Here is an 18625-nt window from a genome sequence, read left to right on the forward strand (position 1 = left end):
ACCCGTGGTGAGGTCGAACGGCCCCTCGGGCGGGTCGTCGCGCACTTTCGGGGACTCCCCGTCCTCAGGTGATCAGTTCCGGCAGGAGGGTGTCGCGGAGGCTCGCGAGGGCCGCGCTCTCCGACGCGGCGGCCTCCGCCCGTGCGGCCAGCGCGCCGGTGAGGCGGCCGAACGCGCGGGCGGGGCCGTCGCCGGGCCAGGGGACCGTGAAGGCGGCGATGTCCTGCCACCGGGCGCGCGGCATCCTCGTGCCGTCGCCGACGGCGCAGGCGTGTGCCACGACCTCGTCGCTGGCCAGGGCGGCGAGGAGCCAGCCCCGGCAGGCGTCGTCCTTGGGGCGGACCACGAGGATGTCGGTCGAGGCGACGCCGTCCACGAAGGCGAGCCCCACCTTGTGGAAGACGGGGCGGAGCTTGCCGAACAGGACGTCCCCGGCCTCGAAGCGCCGTTTCGCGCTGGTCACGCCGGAAGCGTCGGACCAGGTCGAGAGCCACATGTGCCGTTTCGGCATGTGCTCCAGCGCGATGTAGTTCTCGTCCCGCCCGATCCGGTGCGGCGGCGCGTGGCGGCGCACCAGCTCCCCGAGCTCGCCGATCGGCAGGACGGACGGGGCCGCGGCCGCCGACTCGTCGTATCGGGCGCGGACCAGCGCGTCCCCGCAGGCCGCGATGCGCCCGTTCACCTCGATCTTGTCGTCGAGGGCGCCGAGGACGGACGCCGCCGCGTCCTGCTCCGCCCGGCTCGGCCGCCGGACGGTGAGGCCGTTCAGGATCGCGTGGGTGAGCAGCGGCTGCCCCGAGCCGATCCGGTACCGGTTCAGGCCGAGCCGCCGGAGCAGGTAGTAGACGTAGCGGGGGTTCACCCCGTCCCTCGCCGTGGCGATGATCGCGTTGTCGGTGACCCAGCACCGGTCGGGGCTGTAATGGACGGCCCCGCAGTAGGTGCCCACGCGCCCGACGACGGCGGAGCCCGGCCCGGCGTTGAACTGCCCGGAGGTCCCGATGACCCCGTTGGCGCCGAACGTCCGGTACCGGGTGCCCGGGGCGGGGCGCGACCGGCCGTTGGCGAACGAGACGAGTTCCCCCAGTGCCACCTCTTCCCCCGGTGCCACGTCAGCCATCGGCGCGGCGGTCGTCGAGGCGGCGGTCGTCGAGGCGGCGCAGCTCGTCCCGGACGGCGCGGTCGAGGCGCGCCGACTCCTCGAGGTGCGTGAGGAGCTCCTTGGTGAGCCGCTCGACGCGGTCGGCCGCGGGCTCGTCGCCGCGGTCCGCCTCGGCGGCCCCGACGTAGCGTCCCGGCGTGAGGACGTGGCCGTGGGCCCTGATCTCGTCCAGCCCCGCCGCGTGGCAGAAGCCGGGGACGTCCGCGTGGTCGTGGCCGCGCCATGCCCGGTACGCGCCCGCGATCCGGGTGATGTCGGCGGCGGTGAGGACCCGCTCGGTGCGGTCGACGAGCGTCCCCATGTCCCGGGCGTCGACGAACAGCACCTCGCCGGGCGTGCTCTTGCGCCTGTCGAGGAACCAGAGGCAGGCCGGGATCTGGGTGCTGCGGAAGAGCCGGTCCGGCAGCGCGACGACGCACGAGACCAGGTCGGCCTCCACCAGCGCCGCGCGGATCTCGCCCTCGCCCGACTGCCGGGACGACATCGACCCGTTCGCCATCACGACGCCCGCGCGGCCGGCGGGCCCGAGCTTGGCCACGATGTGCTGGATCCACGCGAAGTTGGCGTTGCCGGCCGGGGGGACGCCGTAGCGCCAGCGCGCGTCGCCGGTGTCGCGGTACCAGTCCGACATGTTGAACGGCGGATTGGCGAGCACGTGGTCGGCGGCCAGCCCGGGATGGGCGTCCTCGTAGAACGTGTCGGCGCACCGGACGTCGCCCGAGATCTCGTGGATCGCCAGGTTCATCCGGGCCAGCCGCCACGTCCGCTCGTTCGCCTCCTGCCCGTGGACGGCGATGTCGTCCAGCCGTCCCCGGTGGCTCAGGACGAACCTCTCCGCCTGGACGAACATGCCGCCGGAGCCGCAGCACGGGTCGTAGACCCGTCCCCGGAACGGTTCCAGGACCTCCACCAGCAGCCTGACCACGCCGGCCGGGGTGTAGAACTCGCCGCCGCGCTTGCCCTCGGCCCGCGCGAACCTCTCCAGGAAGTACTCGTAGACCTCGCCGAGCACGTCCCGCGCGGGCCGCCCCTCGAACCGCACCTGGCCGATCAGGCCGACCAGTTCGCCGAGGCGCCGCTGGTCGACCCGCGCGAAGATCTGCGGGAGCACGCCGTCCAATGACGGGTTGGCCCGCATGAGGGCGCTCATCGCGGCGTCGATCCGCTCGCCGATCCGCCCGGAGGCGGGGGAGAGGTCCGCCCAGCCCGCCCCGGCCGGTACCCGGAAGGCCCCGTCGCCGGACGAGTCGGACACGTACTTGAGGAAGACGAGCCCGAGGACGAAGTCCTTGTACTGCGCCGCGTCGACGGATCCGCGCAGCTTGCCGGCGGCCTTCCACAGGACGTCGTCCATCCGCGTGACTCTAGCGCCCGGTCCGGCACGCCGCCGGGACGCGGCTGGTGGACGGCCGGGCGGCGCGGTGCGAGGCTGCGGAACGTGATGGTCGTGGACGCCCTGGCGTTGGCGGCGCTGGGCGGATGGCTGTACCTGGCGCTCGCGCACGGCGGCTTCTGGCGGACGGGCCCGGGCCTGCCCGACGCGCGCGAGCCGGACGAGTGGCCCGAGGTCGTGGCCGTGGTGCCGGCGCGCGACGAGGCCGCCGTCCTTCCGGAGACCCTGCCGACGCTGCTCGGCCAGCGGTATCCGGGCGCGTTCCGCGTGGTGCTGGTCGACGACGGGAGCACCGACGGCACCGCGGAGACCGCCGCGTCCTTGGCGGGCGGCGATCCCGCCCTGGCGATCGTGCCCGCGACGGAGCGGCCGCCGGGCTGGGCGGGCAAGGTCTGGGCGATGTCCGAGGGCGTCCGGGCGGCGGGCCATCCCGACTTCATCCTGTTCACCGACGCCGACATCGCCTACGCCCCCGGCACCGTGGAGCGGCTCGTCCGGGCCGCCGTGGCCGGCCGCCGCGACCTGCTGTCGCAGATGGCGACGCTCAGCACCCGGACGGGCTGGGAACGGGTGATCGTCCCCGCCTTCGTGTACTTCTTCGCCCAGCTCTACCCGTTCCGCCGCGTCGGCCGCGACGGGGCGCGCACGGCCGCCGCCGCGGGCGGCTGCATGCTCGTCCGCCGCGCCGTCCTGGAGCGGGCGGGCGGCCTCGCCCGGATCCGCGGAGCGCTGATCGACGACGTGGCGCTCGGACGGCTCCTCAAGCGCGCGGGCGGGCGCTGCCGCCTCGACCTCGGCCGCGACGTCGCCAGCCGCCGCCCCTACCCCCGGCTCGCCGACCTCTGGACGATGATCGCCCGCAGCGCCTACCACCAGCTGCGCTACTCGCCCGTCCTGCTCGCCGGGACCGTCGCCGGCCTGCTGCTCCTGTACGCGGTGCCGCCCGCCGCGACGGTCGCGGGCCTGGCCGCCGGACCGTCGGGCCCGGGCGCGCCCGCCCTCGGGGCGGGTGCCCTCGCCTGGGCGGTCATGGCTGCCACCTACGTGCCGATGCTGCGCTTCTACGGCCTGTCGCCCGCGCGCGCCCCGGCGCTGCCGCTCGTGGCCCTGCTGTACGCGGCGATGACGCTCGACTCCGCGCGCCGGCACCGCGCCGGACGGGGCGGCGCGTGGAAGGGCCGCACTTTGTCAGCCCCGGACGAGACTTTGTCAGCCCCGAACAAATCCGGCGCCGCGGATGCTCCGCCGGCGACATTGGAGTAAGTGTCTAATTACGTTACTGTCAGGTAGCCGTCGCGCCGACGGCAGGGGCGAAGCTCCGCCGCCACGTTGGAGGGTTACCCGCCATGTCCATCACCGCTCGCCGGGTCGTGCGCGCCGCCGTGGCGTCGTGCGTCGGCCTCGCCATGACGGCGGCCGCCCTGCAGGGCACCGCCGCCGCGGCGCCGCAGGCTCCCATGTCCCCGGCCGAGGACCCCTTCTACCAGCCGCCCTCCCCGCTCCCGGCGGGCGCGCCCGGCGACGTCATCCGGTCGCGGTCCGCGGTGTTCACCGTGGACCCGGTCAGCCGCTCGCCGTACGGGGGCGTCAAGTCCTGGCAGGTGCTCTACCGGTCGCAGACCGCGGACGGGCAGCCGAACGCCGTGTCGGGCATGGTCCTCGTTCCCACCAAGGAGTGGACGGGCGAGGGCAAGCGGCCGCTCGTCTCCTACGGAGTCGGGACGCGAGGGCTAGGCGACGCCTGCGCCCCGTCCTACACCCTCACCCAGGGCCTGGACTACGAGGAGCTGTTCATCGCCGACGCGCTCAGCCGCGGCTGGGCCGTCGCCGTCACCGACATGGAGGGCCTCGGCACGCCCGGCCAGCACACCTACGAGGTGGGGAACTCCCAGGGCCGGGCCCTGCTGGACGTCACCCGCGCCGCGCAGCGCCTCCCGGACGCGGGCCTCGGCGGCTCGCCGGTCGGCCTCTGGGGCTACTCGCAGGGCGGCACCACAGCGGGCTGGGCGGCGGAGCTGGCGAAGACCTACGCCCCCGAGCTGGCGGTCAAGGGCGTGTTCGCGGGCGGCGTCCCCGCGGACCTCCAGGCCGTCGCCAAGGGCCTGGACGGCTCCCCGTTCATCGCGCTGATGTTCATGGCCGCCGTCGGCTACGACGCCGCCTACCCCGAGCTCGACCTGGAGAAGTACCTCAACGACGAGGGCCGCGCGCTGTTCGCCAAGGCCAAGGACATGTGCCTGGTCAGCTTCGACGGGCCCCTCACGGTCGTCCAGACGGCGTTCAAGCACATCAGCGACTTCACGACCAGCGACCCGCTGGCCACCCCCGAGTGGCAGCGGCGCCTGGACGCCAACAGGCTCGGCTCCACCGCCCCGAGCGCGCCGGTGCTCCAGACGCAGGCCGTCTACGACGAGATCATCCCGGCCGGGCAGGCCGACACCCTCCACAAGGCGTGGTGCGCCAAGGGCGCCAACGTCACCTGGAAGACCTACACCTACGCCGAGCACGCCACCGGCATGCTCTGGAGCGAGCCGGACGCGATGGCGTTCCTGTCCGACCGCTTCGCCGGCAAGCCGGTCACCGGCAACTGCGCCGCCTGATCCCGCATCCGTAGCCGTCCTGTAAGGGCCGTCCCATAGGGCCATCCGCTCCGCAGGGGGCAGGATGGCCCTATGGATTTGGTGGAGTTCCTCCGCGCCCGGCTGGACAGGGACGAGCAGATCGCCCGCGCCTGCTCCGAGTCCCCCTGGAAGGCGTCCCCCTCCGGGACGGTCAGCACCGACACGGTCGGTACGGGTACGGACGGTCCCGCCTACGTCGCGACGGCGGAGAACGACGCGTACGCCGAGCACATCGCCCGCCACGACCCGCCCCGCGCGCTCGCCGAGGTGGCCGCCAAGCGCCGGATCGTCGACGACTACGAGAAGCAGGCCTGGATCCTCGGCCAGGGCCACCGCACCCCCGAGCTCGACGCGGCCCAGTCCGTCCGCGAGACCGTCCTGCGCCTCCTGGTGCTGACCTATGCCCACCACCCCGCCTACCAGGAGGAATGGCGGCCCTAGGCGGTTCCGGTCAGCCTGCGTCCGTGATCAGCGCCGGGCGGGCGGGGTCGTCCATCTTCAGGACGACGTCGGCGGTCCGCACCGGCTCGACCTCGGCGTCGTAGCGCGCGTAGGCGGGGAGCGTCCACGCCTCGTCCGCGGCCGTGCGGCGGGCCAGCGCACCGCGCGACAGCGTCAGGTGGACGGTCAGCTCGAACGGCAGCCCCCGGCCGAGCAGCAGCGAACCGTCCAGCAGCAGGACCCCGCCGGGCTGGAGGGACACGTAGCCGGCCCTCGTCGCCCGGTCGAGCGCCGCGTCCCACAGGCTCGGCAGGACCCGCCCCGTGCCGGACGGCTCCAGCGGCCCCAGCACCTCCCGGACGAGCCCGCCCACGTCGAGCCACTCGTCGTAGAAGACGTCCGGGTCGTCGCGCCCGTGCTCGTAGCGCAGCGACGCCGGGCGGAGGAAGTCGCGCGCCGACACCCGGACGACGTCCCGCCCCAGGGCGCGCAGCGGGGAGACGAGCGCGTCGGCCAGGTCCGAAGGCGCCGCGGGCGGCGCTCCGTCGACCACCACCCGCGACCAGGAACCGGACCCCGAAGCGGCGATCCGGTCGGCCAGCTCCTCGACCGCCAGGGACGGCGAGATCGGTCGTGCGCGCATCACCTCATCCTGCCCGCAACCCCGGGCGCGCCTGACACATCGGCCCCTCGGAATGTAACCTCGGTACCGGGCCGAGAGGCGCTGCAACGGGCGAGAGCCCGCCACGCTCGACCCGAGACACCTGATTCCGCAAGGGCGCCTCCCAGATCCCATGGGAGGTGCTCGAAAACATGACTCAGACTCCATTGCGCGAACTTCTTGAGCAGCGGATCGCGGTGCTGGACGGCGCGTGGGGCACGATGCTCCAGGGCGCGGGCCTGACCCCCGCCGACTACCGCGGCGACCTCATCGGCGACGACCACTCCAAGGACGTCACCGGCGACCCCGACCTGCTGAACCTGACCCGGCCCGACGTGATCCTCGACGTCCACCGCCAGTACCTGCGGGCGGGCGCCGACATCACGACCACCAACACGTTCACCGCGACCAGCGTCGGGCAGGCCGACTACGGCCTCGAAGGCCTGGTCCGGGAGATGAACGTGCAGGGCGCGCGGCTGGCACGGCAGGCCGCCGACGAGTTCGGCGGGCGCTACGTCGCCGGCTCCATCGGCCCGCTGAACGTCACGCTCTCGCTGTCCCCGCGGGTCGACGACCCGGCCTACCGCGCCGTCACGTTCGACCAGGTCAAGGACGCCTACGCCGAGCAGATCGGCGCGCTCGCCGAGGGCGGCGTCGACCTGCTGCTGATCGAGACGATCTTCGACACGCTGAACGCGAAGGCCGCGATCGCCGCCGCCCGCGAGGTCGCCCCGCACCTGCCGCTGTGGATCTCGGTGACCATCGTCGACCTGTCCGGCCGGACGCTGTCCGGGCAGACGGTGGAGGCGTTCTGGCGGTCGATCGAGCACGCCGAGCCGCTGGTCGTGGGCGTGAACTGCTCCCTCGGCGCCGACGAGATGCGCCCGCACGTGGAGGAGCTCGCCCGCCTCGCCGGCACCTACACCGCCAGCCACCCGAACGCGGGCCTGCCGAACGCCTTCGGCGGCTACGACGAGACCCCGGAGGAGACGGCCGGAAAGGTCGGCGAGTTCGCCGCGTCCGGCATGGTCAACGTCGTCGGCGGCTGCTGCGGGACGGGCCCGGGCCACATCGCCAAGATCGCCGAGGCGGTCCGGGGCGTGGCTCCCCGCGAGGTCCCCCGGGGCGGCGCGGCGAGCCGGTTCAGCGGCCTGGAGCCGTTCGAGATCGGCGCCGACACCGGCTTCGTCATGATCGGTGAGCGCACCAACGTCACCGGCTCCAAGAAGTTCCGCAACCTCATCGAGGCGGGCGACCACCAGGCCGCCGTGGACGTGGCGCTCGACCAGGTGCGCGGCGGCGCGAACCTGCTCGACGTCAACATGGACGCCGACCTGCTCGACAGCGAGCGGGAGATGACGACGTTCCTCAACCTCATCGCCACCGAGCCCGAGGTCGCCCGCATCCCGATCATGGTCGACAGCTCGCGGTGGAGCGTGCTGGAGGCGGGGCTGAAGACCGTCCAGGGCAAGGGCGTCGTCAACTCCATCAGCCTCAAGGAGGGCGAGGGCCCGTTCCTGGAGCAGGCCCGCCGCATCCGCGACTTCGGCGCCGGCGTCGTCGTCATGGCCTTCGACGAGCAGGGCCAGGCCGACACCACCGAGCGCAAGGTGGAGATCTGCGCCCGCGCCTACGACCTGCTCACGCGGGAGGTCGGGTTCCCGGCCGAGGACATCATCTTCGACCCGAACGTCCTCGCCGTCGCCACCGGCATCGAGGAGCACAACGGCTACGCCAAGGCGTTCATCGACGCGCTGCCCCTCATCAAGGAGCGCTGCCCGGGCGCCCGCACCAGCGGCGGCATCTCCAACCTGTCGTTCTCGTTCCGGGGCAACGACGTCGTCCGCGAGGCGATGCACTCGGCGTTCCTGTTCCACGCCGTCCGGGCCGGCCTCGACATGGGCATCGTCAACGCCGGGCAGCTCGCCGTCTACGAGGACATCCCCGCCGACCTGCTCGAGATGGTCGAGGACGTGCTGTTCGACCGCCGTCCCGACGCCACCGACCGGCTCGTGTCGTTCGCCGAGAACGTCAAGGGCGAGCGCACCAGGCGCGAGGTCGACCTGTCCTGGCGGAACGCGCCGGTCGCCGACCGCCTCTCCCACGCCCTCGTGCACGGCATCATCGACTACATCGAGGACGACACCGAGGAGGCCCGGCGGCAGGCCGCCCGTCCCCTCGACGTCATCGAGGGCCCGCTGATGGACGGCATGAAGGTCGTCGGCGACCTGTTCGGGTCCGGCAAGATGTTCCTGCCCCAGGTCGTCAAGAGCGCCCGCGTGATGAAGCGGTCGGTCGCCTACCTGGAGCCCTTCATGGAGAAGGAGAAGCAGGAGGCGCTGGCCGCCGGGCGCGTCACGAGCGACCGCGGCCAGGGCAAGATCGTCCTCGCGACGGTCAAGGGGGACGTGCACGACATCGGCAAGAACATCGTCGGCGTCGTCCTCGGCTGCAACAACTACGACGTCGTCGACCTCGGCGTCATGGTCCCCGCGGCCAAGATCCTCGAGATCGCCGTGCGGGAGAACGCCGACGCCATCGGACTTTCCGGGCTCATCACCCCGTCCCTGGACGAGATGGTCTCCGTCGCCGCGGAGATGGAGCGCCGCGGCATGCGGCTGCCGCTGCTGATCGGCGGCGCCACCACGTCCCGGCAGCACACCGCCGTGAAGATCGCCCCCGCCTACGACGCGACGACCGTCCACGTCCTGGACGCCTCCCGCGTCGTCGGCGTCGTCTCCGACCTGCTCGACGACGGGCGCGCCGCGACGCTGGACGCCGCCAACCGCGAGGAGCAGGCCCGGCTCCGCGAGCAGCACGAGAACAAGCAGCGCCGCCCGCTGCTCACCATCGAGCGGGCCCGCGAGAACCGCGAGCGGGTCGACTTCGGCGACCTGCCGACGCCCGACTTCACCGGGGTGCGGATCGTCCGGCCCGAGATCGCCGCGATCCGCGAGATGATCGACTGGCAGTTCTTCTTCCTGGCCTGGGAGCTGAAGGGCAAGTACCCGGCGATCCTCGACCAGCCCGTCGCGCGCGAGCTGTTCGACGAGGGCAACGAGCTGCTCGACCAGATCATCGCCGACGGCGCGTTCGAGGCGCACGGCGCCTACGGCTTCTGGCCCGCGCACTCCGAGGGCGACGACATCATCCTGCCGGGCGCCGCGCGGTTCCCGATGCTGCGCCAGCAGACGTCCAAGCCGGAGGGCCGCCCCAACCGGTGCCTGGCGGACTACATCGCCCCGTCCGGCGACCACCTCGGCGGCTTCGCCGTGACGATCCTCGGCGCCGAGGACCTCGCCGCGAAGTACGAGCAGGAGAACGACGACTACAAGTCGATCATGGTGAAGGCGCTCGCGGACCGGCTCGCCGAGGCGTTCGCCGAGTACGTCCACCTCGAGGCCCGCCGCGCCTGGTTCGAGCCGGACGCCGACCCCGCCCTGGAGGACCTGCACGCCGAGCGGTTCCGCGGCATCCGCCCCGCCCTCGGCTACCCGGCGAGCCCCGACCACAGCCTCAAGCAGGCCCTGTTCGACCTGCTGGACGCGGGCCGGCTCGGCATGAAGCTCACCGAGTCCTACGCGATGGCCCCGGCCGCCAGCGTCAGCGGGCTGATCTTCGCTCACCCGGCCTCGCGCTACTTCACGGTCGGGCGCGTCGGCAAGGACCAGATCGAGGACTACGCCCGCCGCTGCGAGCTGCCGGTCGCGGAGGTCGAGCGGTGGCTGGCCCCCAACCTGGCCTACGACCCCTCCTGATGGTTTTCACCGCTCCGCTTGTATAAAATGGCGGAATGGGTGAACGCGAGCTGGTGGACGGCGAGCCGGGCGCGCGGCTCGGCGCCAGCCGGTCCGCCGTCCTGGAGGTGCTGCGCGCGTTCGGCCCTCTCGGTGTCCGGGAGGCCGCCGAACGCACCGGGCTGCACCCGAACACCGTCCGCCTGCACCTCGACGGCCTGGCCGAGGCCGGCCTCGCCGAGCGCGCCGCCGAGCGGCCCGCCGAGGGCGGGCGGCCGGGCCGTCCGCGCGCCCTCTACCGGGCGGTGCGCGGCGACGAGGGCGAGGGCGTGCGCAGCTACCGCCTGCTCGCCCAGATCCTCACCAGCCTGGTCGCCGGGACCATGGACGACCCGTCCGGGGCCGCGACCGAGGCCGGGCGCGCCTGGGGGCGCTACCTCGCCGAGCCGCCCGAGCCGTTCCAGCGGGTCGGGCCCGGCGAGGCGCTCGACCGGCTGACCGCCTTCCTGAACGGCATCGGCTTCGACTCGCGGGCCGGGGACGACCTCGTGGTCCGGCTCGTCCACTGCCCCTTCCGCGAGATCGCCGAGAGCGACCGGAAGGTCGTCTGCCCGCTGCACCTCGGCCTGATCCAGGGAGCGCTCGCCGAGATGCGGGCGCCGCTCGCCGCCGACCGCCTCGAACCGTTCGTCGAGCCGCACCTGTGCCTGGCCCACCTCAGCCGCACCGAGACCGAGGCTCCGAGCCCCTGACGCCGGGAGCGCCTGACGGCCGGGAGCGCCCGGCGGCCGCCGCGCCGCGGCCGCCAGGCGGGCTTCGCCGGGTCAGGGGCGGCCGATGCGGACCCGCCACACCTCGGGCCCGGCCTCCTCGTACTCCCAGGTGAACTCGCCGGGGTGCTCGGCGGCGAACTGGTAGTACAGCGGCTTCGGGTCGTGGTCGTTGACGAGGACGAACGCCGTCCCCGCCGCCAGCGCGCCGAACGCGTCGAAGATCTGCGCGTGCCGCCGCGCGGGGACGAGGGTCCGCACGTCCAGTTCCCCGCCGGCCATCTCGGCGGTCGCGCCGGGCGTGCCGGGGTCGTCGTGCCCGCCGCAGGTGCAGGCCGCGCCGCCGTCCCCGGGACCGCCGTCTCCGGGGCCGCCGAGGACCTCCCGCATTCCGGCGAGGAGCCTGGCGAGGTCGACGCCCGCGTCCACGAGCGCGGGCAGCAGCAGGTCGTTCTCCTTGGCCAGGTGAGCCTGGAACAACGCGTCGAGCACGGCCGCCGCGCCGACCGCCTCGCCGGGCGTCCGCGCCGCCTTCAGCTCGGCGACCCGCTCCCGCAGGACGGCGTGCTCCGCCAGCATCGCGCGCAGGAGCAGCCGCGCCTCGGGGAGATCCTCCGCGGCCCGGTACAGGGTCCCCTCCTCGGCGTCGGCGTGGGGGAGGACCTCCTCCTCGCAGAACGCGGCGAGCGCGTCGCGCCGGTCATGGGGAGAGGCCAGCTGGTCGGCGGCGCGGGCGATGGTGAGGGCGTGGTCGGCCATGGTCCGGCCGAGCCGCTCGTGGTGGTCGCGGATCGCCCGCACGGTGTCCTGCTGCGCGGCGGTGGCCGATGTGGTCATGAGCACTCCTCCTGCGACTAGTTTTCACAACACTATATGTATTTATACTTCTGCCATGGAGAAACGAGCGGGCGGGGTGGCCGGGACGCGGCGGCGCGGACCCGCGCCGCCGCGCCGGGCCGGGACTCGCGGGATCGCGGTGCGCCGCCTCCCGCTGCTGGCCGGTGCACTGGTCTCCCTCGCCGCCGCGCTATGGGGCGCCCTGGGGCTGCTGGGCCTCGACGTCCCGCTCCCGCGAGCCGGGTTCGCCGCCGGCCACGGGCCCCTGATGGCGCTCGGCTTCCTCGGCACGCTGATCTCCCTGGAACGCGCCGTCGCCCTCGCGCGCCCCTGGGCGTATGCCGCCCCGGCACTCGCCGGCCTCGGCGCCCTCGCCACCGCCGCCGGGCTCGACCGGCCCGGGCGGCTCCTGCTCACCGCCGCGGGCGGCTGGCTCGTCGCCGTCTACGTCACGGTCCTGACCGGCCGCCGCACCGGACCCGACCTGCTCGTCCAGACGGCGGGCGCCGCCGCCTGGTACGCCGGCGGCCTGCTGTGGATCGCCGGCCGGACGGTCGCCGAGATCGTCCCGTGGCTCGCTTCGTTCCTGGTCCTCACGATCGCGGGAGAGCGGCTCGAACTCGCCCGCCTCGAGTTCTCCGGCCGCCGCGCCACCGCCGGGCCGGTCCTCGCGGCGGCCGGAATCCTCGCGGGTGCCGCCGCCTCCGTCCCGTGGCCGGGCGCGGGATGGCGCCTCACCGGCCTCGGCATGGCCGCGCTCGCCGTCCTGCTCGCCGCCCGCGACGTCGCCCGCCGGACCGTCCGCATGTCCGGCCTGCCCCGCTACGCCGCCGTCTGCCTCCTCGCGGGATACGCCTGGCTGGCCGTGGCCGGAACGATCTGGCTCGCCGCCGGACGGCCCGCCGGCGGCGGACCCTACGACGCGGCCCTGCACGCCGTCTTCCTCGGCTTCGTGATGTCGATGGTCTTCGGGCACGCCCCGGTGATCCTGCCCGCCGTGCTCCGGGTTCGCCTGCCGTTCCACCCCGTCCTGTACGCGCCCCTGGTGCTGCTCCACGCGTCCCTGCTCGTCCGGCTCGCGGGCGACCTCGCGGGCGTCTCGGCCCTGCGGACGGCCGGGGGCGTCCTCGGCGAGGCGTCGCTCCTGCTCTTCGGCGGCTGCGCCGTGGCCGCGGCCCGCCTGCTGCGAAGGGAAACGCCATGACGTCCACCGATGCGCGGCCGAGGCCGGCGCCGCCCCGTCCCGCCCGCGCCACCGGACACGCCGTCGCGAACGGCGCCGTCCTCGCGTGGCTCGCCCTGACCGCGGCGGCGGCCCTGCTCCACCGCGAGCTGCCCGCACCGCACTGGCTGCTGATCCACGTGTTCCTGCTCGGCGCCGTCACCAACGCGATCGTCACGTGGACGGAGCATTTCGCCGCCGCTCTCCTGCGGACCCCGCCGCCCGCGCGCTGGTGGCCGTTCACCCGCCTGGCGGCCCTGAACGCGGGGATCGTCGCCGTCCTCTGCGGGGTCACCGGCGGAGTCCCGGCGGTCGCCGCCGGCGGGGCGGCGGCCGTCGTGGGCGTCGTGGCGGCGCACGTCACGATGCTGGCGCTGCGCGGGCGGCGCGCACTGACCGGGCGGTTCGCGCACGTCGTCGCCTGGTACGTGTGGGCGGGCGCCGCGCTGGTCGCCGGGGGCACGCTGGGCGGGCTGATGGCGTCCGGGCACGCCGCCTCCGCGCGGGATGCCCATGCCCACGTGAACCTGCTCGGCTGGGTCGGCCTGACGGTTCTCGGGACGCTGTTCACGCTGTGGCCTACCGTCCTGCGCACGCGGATCCAGGACGGCACGGAACGGATCGCCCGCTGGTCTCTGCGCGCCGCCGTCCCGGGTCTGGCCGCCGCTGTGACCGGTCTCCTTCTCCAGTCGCGCCGGCTCACCGCGGCCGGTCTCGTCCTCTACGCTCTCGCCGCCGGGCTCTCCCTCGTTCCCTTTGTGCGGACCCTGCGGCGGCGGCGCCCTCACAACGCCGCGTCCTGGACGCTCGCGGCCGGGACGGCGTGGTTCGTCGTGTTCCTGATCGCGGACGCGTCCCGGCAGAGCCTGGACGGACTGCTGCCCCTCGTCCTGGTGGGCTTCGTCGGCCAGACGCTCCTGGGCGCCCTCACCTTCCTGCTCCCGGTGGTGCTGGGAGGAGGTCCCGCCGCACTCAAGGCCAACGCCGCTCTGATCGAACGCGCCTGGACGGTCCGCGTGGCGGCGGTGAACGCGGCGGTTCCGCTGCTCGTCCTCCCGGTCCCCGCGTGGGCGGCCCGCACCGCCTGGGGGGCCGTCATCGCCGCGCTTCTCGCCTTCGTCGCGCTGGCCGCCGCGACCGTCCTGCGCTCGCACCGCCCGTCCCCGGCCGTCGCGGGGATCGCTGCGGGTGTCCTGCTCACGGCCCTGGCAGTCGGTGTCACAGCGCACGGCGGCTCCACCGCGCACGGCCCCGCCTCGGAGACGGTCGCCGCGTCCGGTGCCCGAGTCGTGGACGTGACGCTCGCCGACATGCGCATCCGGCCCGGGTCGATCGACGCCGCGCCCGGCACCCGGCTCGTCCTGCGCGTCACGAACAAGGACGCCCAGCCGCACGACCTGCGTCTGGCCTCCGGGCAGGCCACCCCCATGCTCGCGGCGGGCCGGACCGCGACCCTGACCCTGCCCCCGCTGAAGAGCGCCGTCGACGGCTGGTGCACCGTCGCGGGCCACCGCGCCGCCGGCATGACCATGCGGATCAACGTGACGGACGGCGCTCACGGGACGAGCGGTCGGCACGGCACGAGCGGCCCTCACACGATGACATCCGGACCGCTCGACCTTTCGGCCCCTATGTCGCCGCACTGGCGCCCCTACGACGCCGCCCTCGCCCCGGCCCCGGGAGGCAAGGAACACCGTGTCGAACTGCACGCCACCGAACAGGAACTAGAGGTCGCGCCAGGCGTGCGCCAGCGCATGTGGACGTTCGGCAACACCGTCCCTGGCCCGGTCCTGCGAGGCAAGGTGGGCGACGTCTTCACCGTCACGCTCGTCAACGACGCCGCTATGGGCCATGGCATCGACTTCCATGCCGGATCGCTCGCGCCGGACGTCCCCATGCGCACCATCCAGCCGGGCGAACGCCTCACCTACCGTTTCCGCGGCGAACACGCCGGGGCCTGGCTCTACCACTGCTCGACCATGCCGATGCTCCAGCACATGGGGAACGGCATGTACGGCGCCGTCATCATCGACCCACCGGGCCTGCCCCGCGCAGACCGCGAGTACGCCCTCGTCCAAGGCGAGTTGTACCTCGGTCTCCCCGGTTCCACCGAGCAGGTCGCCAAGATGCAGCAGGGCCGTCCTGACGCCTGGATGTTCAACGGCACCGCCGCCGGCTACGACCACGCCCCGCTGACGGCCCGCACCGGTGACCGCGTCCGGGTCTGGGTGGTGGACGCGGGCCCCTCGTCCGGCACCGCCTTCCACATCGTCGGAGCCCAGTTCGACACCGTCTACAAGGAAGGCGCCTATCTGCTGCGCAAGGGGGACTCAGGTGGTGCCCAGGTGCTCGACCTGGCGCCCGGCCAAGGCGGCTTCGTGGAGACCGTCGTCCCCGAGGCCGGCCACTACCCCTTCGTCGACCACGACATGCGGCACGGTGAAGCCGGCGCCCACGGGATCGTGAATGTCACCGGGTAGTGCCATCATCCCCGCGTGGAGACAGAGGCACTGATCGACCAGTTGGCCGGGCCCGACCGGAAGGCGGCGGGCGATGCCCTCGTGGCCATCGGCGCACCCGCCGTCCGGCCCGTCCTGGCCGTCCTCTGCGACGAGGAGTCCCCGGTCGACTGGGCCGCCGGCGCCACCGTCCTGCGGCGCATCGGCCGTCCCGCCCTGGACCCTCTGATCGAGGCCATGGCGACCGCGCCCACCGGCGAGGTCGCCCGCCGCTGCGGCTGGGCCCACAGCGGCCTGGAGATCGCCGACCTGGCGGCCTTCGTCCCGGGCCTGAGCCACCCGAGCCCGAAGGTCCGCGCGAACACCGCCTACGTCCTGCAGAACAGGGGCGAGGCGGCCCTCCCGCACGCCCCCGCCTTGCTCGCCCTCTTGGACGACCCAGACCCCGACGTCCGGCAACGCGTCATCTGGGCGCTCGAGGAGATCGGGCCCGGCGTCGTCCCGCTCCTCCGCCGGATCCGGCGCTCCCGCACCCCCGCCCGGCGCCGGGCGCTTGAGGCCCTCGCCGCGGTCGGCGGCCCGTCCGCGCTGGACGACCGCGACCAGGCCCTCGTCCGTCGGCTGATCCGCGTCAAGGCGGCGACGGAGACGCCCGAGCCCATGCACCTGTGCGGCACCTGGTACGCCGTCCCCACCGGCGACCGGGCCGCCGTCCTCGACGCCTTCGGCCTCTCCGAACCCGAACCCGTCACGATGCGGCTCGGCGCGTCGGCCTGGAACCACGACCACCACGTCTGGCGCGGCGAGCACCGCTCCTGCCGCCGCGTCTACGTCACCCCGAGCCTGGACGGCTGGACGCTCCTGTTCGGCGCCCCCTTCCCCACCCACGAGGACCTTGACCCCGCCGACGTCCAGGAGCACTGCCGCGAGCTGAGCCGCCGCTTCGGCGCGGCCCACTGGTACGGCGCGAGCTGCGGCGACGAGTGGACGTCCTGGTGCGTCGCCGAAGACGGCGACATCGTCCGCTACTACGACGTCTTCGACCCGGACGACCAGATCGGCTCCCACCCCGCCGAGGACGGCTACGTCCTCCCGCACACCGACCCCTTCCCCGACGACGCCTTCGACGGCATCGACCTCCACGACAGCGCCGCCTTCCAGGCCCGCTACCTCCAGGTCAAGGGGGACCTCGGCATCCCCGACGAGTGCCACGCCACCAGCTTCGCGGCCCGCGCGTCGGTCGACCCGTCCGCTCTGGGCCCGCAGACGTCCGTCCAAGGCCATGCCGTCCTGGCGCTGACCTCCTGCGGGCGCCGTCACGGCCATCCCCCCGGCGCGCTGGAGATCTGACCCGCCGCGAGGGAGGTGGGCGTCGGTAGGATCGCCAGCCCATGGACAAGAGCGCCGGAATCGAGATGATCGCCGTCCCGGCGGGGACGGTGACGCTCTCCGACCGGCGGACGCGGTGCAGATGGACGGTCGACCTCTCGCCCTATCGGCTGGCGGCGGTGCCCGTCACCCAGTCGCAGTACGAGCAGGTCACCGGCGAGCGGCCGAGCACCGCGCGAGGAGAACGGCTGCCCGTCGAGTGCGTCTCCTGGGTGGACGCGGTCCGGTTCTGTAACGCCCTGTCCCGGTATGAGGGCTTGTCCCCGGTGTACCGCCTCGGCGGCACCGGCGAGGGCGCCGACTGGGACGTCCACGCCGACGGGTACCGGCTGCCGACCGAGGCCGAATGGGAGCACGCCTGCCGCGCGGGCACGGCGGGCCCGCGGTACGGGCCGCTCGACGAGATCGCCTGGTACCGCGGCAACGCCCAGGACCGCGTGCACGACGTGGGCGGCAAGCGGCCCAACGCGTGGGGCCTGCACGACATGCTGGGCGACGTCTGGGAATGGTGCTGGGACCTCTATGACCCCGAGGTCTACGGCGCCTACCGGGTGCTCCGAGGCGGCGGATGGTCCGACGAGCACTGGAGCTGCCGGGCCTCCGTGCGGCGCCGCAGCCACCCGACGTTCCGGATCGACGACGTGGGCTTGCGCGTGGCGCGCTCCTCCACCCGCTGACCACGGACCCGGGCCGGCTGAAAGGGCCTGCCTTCCGTCCGCAAACAGATGGCAAATCCTTCGTTTTTGCTGGCCAGTGGTGCTTTTGCCGTTTTGGTCCCGATTCCCCGGGCTATGCCGACAGGGTCGGGGAAATCGGCAAGGAAGCGAAGGCTGATCATGACGGAAGCGGGCGCGGGGGACCGCGGGAACGCGCAGGATCTCCCCATCGAGCAGCTCAAGGAGGTCGGCCGCGAGTTCGCCCAGGCGCTCCTGGCGCGGGCGCTGGCGAAGGCGACCGGACAGATCGAGGGCCTGACCGAGCGCGTCAACTCCGCCGCGGACGGCGGGGGAGTCGCCGAGAAGGCGGCGGCCACCGGCGCGAAGAAGCTCGCCGAGGGCGAGTCGCCGCTCAAGGCGGGCCTCAGCGCGGGCGCGACCGGCGCGAAGGAAGTGGTGAAGGACAAGGTGAAGGGCGCCTTCGGCGGCGGCGGGGGCAAGGACGGCAAGGGCGGCGGCCAGGGCAAGATGAAGGTCACCAACATCATGGAGGAGTTCGACGTCGGACTGCCCCGGCGCGTGGCCTACGACCAGTGGACGCAGTTCGCCGACTACCCGAGCTTCACCAAGAAGGTCGAGAGCGTCGAGCAGGAGTCCGACGAGAAGATCAACTGGCGGGCCCAGGTCTTCCTGTCCCACCGCACCTGGGAATCGACGATCATCGAGCAGGTCCCCGACGAGCGGATCGTCTGGAAGTCCAAGGGGCCCAAGGGCTACGTCGACGGCGCCGTGACGTTCCACGAGCTCGCGCCGTCCATGACGCGCGTCCTCCTGGTGGCCGAGTACCACCCGGACGGCTTCTTCGAGAAGACCGCGAACCTCTGGCGCGCCCAGGGGCGCCGCCTCCGCCTGGACTTCAAGCACATCAAGCGCCACATGATGACCAAGACCCTCCTGGACCAGGAGGAGACCGAAGGCTGGCGCGGCGAGATCCGGGACGGCGAGGTGGTCAAGACCCACGAGGACGCGCTCAAGGAGGAAGAGGAGCAGCAGTCCGAGGAGGGCAACGGCGAGGAGAAGCCCGAGGCCGAGGCCCAGGAGGAGAAGGGCGAGGCCCAGGAGGAGGAGGAGGAGAAGGGCGACGGGCAGCGGAAGCCCGAAGCACAGGAGGAGGAGAAGGAAGGGGAGAAGGAGAAGGAGAAGGAGAAGGAGAAGGCGGGGAGCGCCCGTGACTGACATCCGCGCTGGTGGGGACCGGTGCTGAGGGGGCATGTAAA

At 73.4% G+C, this 18625-nt stretch carries 14 protein-coding genes and 1 riboswitch; of the genes, 10 read left to right on the forward strand and 4 right to left on the reverse strand.

What is annotated here, in order from left to right; all coding sequences use genetic code 11:
• Positions 1–64: 64 nt before the first annotated feature.
• Positions 65–1120 carry a restriction endonuclease subunit S gene (locus tag FKD65_RS33635; protein WP_141582420.1) on the reverse strand — a complete coding sequence of 352 codons (1056 nt, stop codon included), beginning with the start codon at positions 1118–1120 and terminating at the stop codon, positions 65–67.
• The gene (locus FKD65_RS33640; RefSeq protein ID WP_141582422.1) at positions 1113–2516 is read right to left on the reverse strand and encodes a class I SAM-dependent DNA methyltransferase; all 1404 of its coding nucleotides are present in this window, start codon (positions 2514–2516) and stop codon (positions 1113–1115) included. The genes FKD65_RS33635 and FKD65_RS33640 overlap by 8 nt, the downstream gene beginning before the upstream one ends.
• Positions 2517–2603: 87 nt before the next feature.
• Between FKD65_RS33640 and FKD65_RS33645 the strand changes: the two genes are divergently transcribed.
• From FKD65_RS33645 to FKD65_RS33655, 3 genes are all read left to right on the forward strand, one after another.
• Complete coding sequence (locus FKD65_RS33645; RefSeq protein WP_141587238.1) at positions 2604–3818, forward strand: glycosyltransferase; 1215 nt, start codon at positions 2604–2606, stop codon at positions 3816–3818.
• 83 nt (positions 3819–3901) lie between these two features.
• The gene (locus FKD65_RS33650) at positions 3902–5155 is read left to right on the forward strand and encodes a lipase family protein (protein WP_141582424.1); all 1254 of its coding nucleotides are present in this window, start codon (positions 3902–3904) and stop codon (positions 5153–5155) included.
• Positions 5156–5227: 72 nt separating this feature from the next.
• Positions 5228–5617: a DUF6221 family protein gene (locus FKD65_RS33655; protein ID WP_141582426.1), complete on the forward strand. Its 390-nt coding sequence runs from the start codon at positions 5228–5230 to the stop codon at positions 5615–5617.
• Between the two features lie 10 nt (positions 5618–5627).
• Here the strand turns inward: FKD65_RS33655 and FKD65_RS33660 are convergent, their stop codons facing one another.
• A complete protein-coding gene (locus FKD65_RS33660; RefSeq protein WP_141582428.1) occupies positions 5628–6260 on the reverse strand; it encodes a uridine kinase in 633 nt (210 codons plus the stop codon).
• A 67-nt stretch (positions 6261–6327) separates the two neighbouring features.
• Positions 6328–6408: riboswitch (S-adenosyl-L-homocysteine riboswitch) on the forward strand.
• A gap of 22 nt (positions 6409–6430) precedes the next feature.
• Here FKD65_RS33660 and metH point away from each other — a divergent pair.
• Both metH and FKD65_RS33670 read left to right on the forward strand, forming a co-directional pair.
• Complete coding sequence (metH, locus tag FKD65_RS33665) at positions 6431–10036, forward strand: methionine synthase (RefSeq protein WP_141582430.1); 3606 nt, start codon at positions 6431–6433, stop codon at positions 10034–10036.
• A gap of 35 nt (positions 10037–10071) precedes the next feature.
• On the forward strand, positions 10072–10767 hold the full coding sequence (locus FKD65_RS33670) for a metalloregulator ArsR/SmtB family transcription factor (protein WP_141582432.1): 696 nt from the start codon (positions 10072–10074) through the stop codon (positions 10765–10767).
• Positions 10768–10839: 72 nt separating this feature from the next.
• Here the strand turns inward: FKD65_RS33670 and FKD65_RS33675 are convergent, their stop codons facing one another.
• Entirely contained in the window at positions 10840–11622 is a 783-nt protein-coding gene (locus tag FKD65_RS33675) for a DUF2249 domain-containing protein (protein WP_141582434.1), read from the reverse strand.
• Positions 11623–11677: 55 nt separating this feature from the next.
• Between FKD65_RS33675 and FKD65_RS33680 the strand changes: the two genes are divergently transcribed.
• The 5 genes from FKD65_RS33680 (at position 11678) to FKD65_RS33700 (ending at position 18584) form a co-directional block, all read left to right on the forward strand.
• Positions 11678–12826, forward strand: coding sequence for a hypothetical protein (locus tag FKD65_RS33680; RefSeq protein ID WP_205718332.1), 1149 nt, complete (start codon positions 11678–11680; stop codon positions 12824–12826).
• A complete protein-coding gene (locus FKD65_RS33685) occupies positions 12823–15324 on the forward strand; it encodes a multicopper oxidase domain-containing protein (protein WP_141582436.1) in 2502 nt (833 codons plus the stop codon). Before FKD65_RS33680 ends, FKD65_RS33685 begins: the two co-directional genes overlap by 4 nt.
• Before the next feature lie 15 nt (positions 15325–15339).
• Positions 15340–16653, forward strand: a complete 1314-nt coding sequence (locus FKD65_RS33690; protein WP_141582438.1) for a HEAT repeat domain-containing protein — start codon at positions 15340–15342, stop codon at positions 16651–16653.
• 65 nt (positions 16654–16718) lie between these two features.
• A complete protein-coding gene (locus tag FKD65_RS33695) occupies positions 16719–17369 on the forward strand; it encodes an SUMF1/EgtB/PvdO family nonheme iron enzyme (RefSeq protein ID WP_205718948.1) in 651 nt (216 codons plus the stop codon).
• A 159-nt stretch (positions 17370–17528) separates the two neighbouring features.
• Positions 17529–18584 (forward strand): SRPBCC family protein, encoded by a 1056-nt coding sequence (locus FKD65_RS33700; RefSeq protein WP_141582443.1) that lies wholly within the window; start codon positions 17529–17531, stop codon positions 18582–18584.
• The last annotated feature ends 41 nt before the right edge of the window (positions 18585–18625 follow it).

Origin of the sequence: Actinomadura sp. WMMA1423 (assembly GCF_006547145.1) — a bacterium.
In the GTDB taxonomy this organism is placed as follows: Bacteria; Actinomycetota; Actinomycetes; order Streptosporangiales; family Streptosporangiaceae; genus Spirillospora.

Coding starts and splice junctions, on each gene's coding strand:
- FKD65_RS33650 (WP_141582424.1), top strand. CDS start 3,902: ATGTCCATCACCGCTCGCCGGGTCGTGCGCGCCGCCGTGGCGTCGTGC.
- FKD65_RS33680 (WP_205718332.1), top strand. CDS start 11,678: ATGGAGAAACGAGCGGGCGGGGTGGCCGGGACGCGGCGGCGCGGACCC.
- FKD65_RS33640 (WP_141582422.1), bottom strand. CDS start 2,516: ATGGACGACGTCCTGTGGAAGGCCGCCGGCAAGCTGCGCGGATCCGTC.
- FKD65_RS33660 (WP_141582428.1), bottom strand. CDS start 6,260: ATGCGCGCACGACCGATCTCGCCGTCCCTGGCGGTCGAGGAGCTGGCC.
- FKD65_RS33645 (WP_141587238.1), top strand. CDS start 2,604: ATGGTCGTGGACGCCCTGGCGTTGGCGGCGCTGGGCGGATGGCTGTAC.
- FKD65_RS33670 (WP_141582432.1), top strand. CDS start 10,072: ATGGGTGAACGCGAGCTGGTGGACGGCGAGCCGGGCGCGCGGCTCGGC.
- FKD65_RS33695 (WP_205718948.1), top strand. CDS start 16,719: ATGATCGCCGTCCCGGCGGGGACGGTGACGCTCTCCGACCGGCGGACG.
- FKD65_RS33675 (WP_141582434.1), bottom strand. CDS start 11,622: ATGACCACATCGGCCACCGCCGCGCAGCAGGACACCGTGCGGGCGATC.
- FKD65_RS33700 (WP_141582443.1), top strand. CDS start 17,529: ATGACGGAAGCGGGCGCGGGGGACCGCGGGAACGCGCAGGATCTCCCC.
- FKD65_RS33685 (WP_141582436.1), top strand. CDS start 12,823: ATGACGTCCACCGATGCGCGGCCGAGGCCGGCGCCGCCCCGTCCCGCC.
- FKD65_RS33655 (WP_141582426.1), top strand. CDS start 5,228: ATGGATTTGGTGGAGTTCCTCCGCGCCCGGCTGGACAGGGACGAGCAG.
- FKD65_RS33635 (WP_141582420.1), bottom strand. CDS start 1,120: ATGGCTGACGTGGCACCGGGGGAAGAGGTGGCACTGGGGGAACTCGTC.
- metH (WP_141582430.1), top strand. CDS start 6,431: ATGACTCAGACTCCATTGCGCGAACTTCTTGAGCAGCGGATCGCGGTG.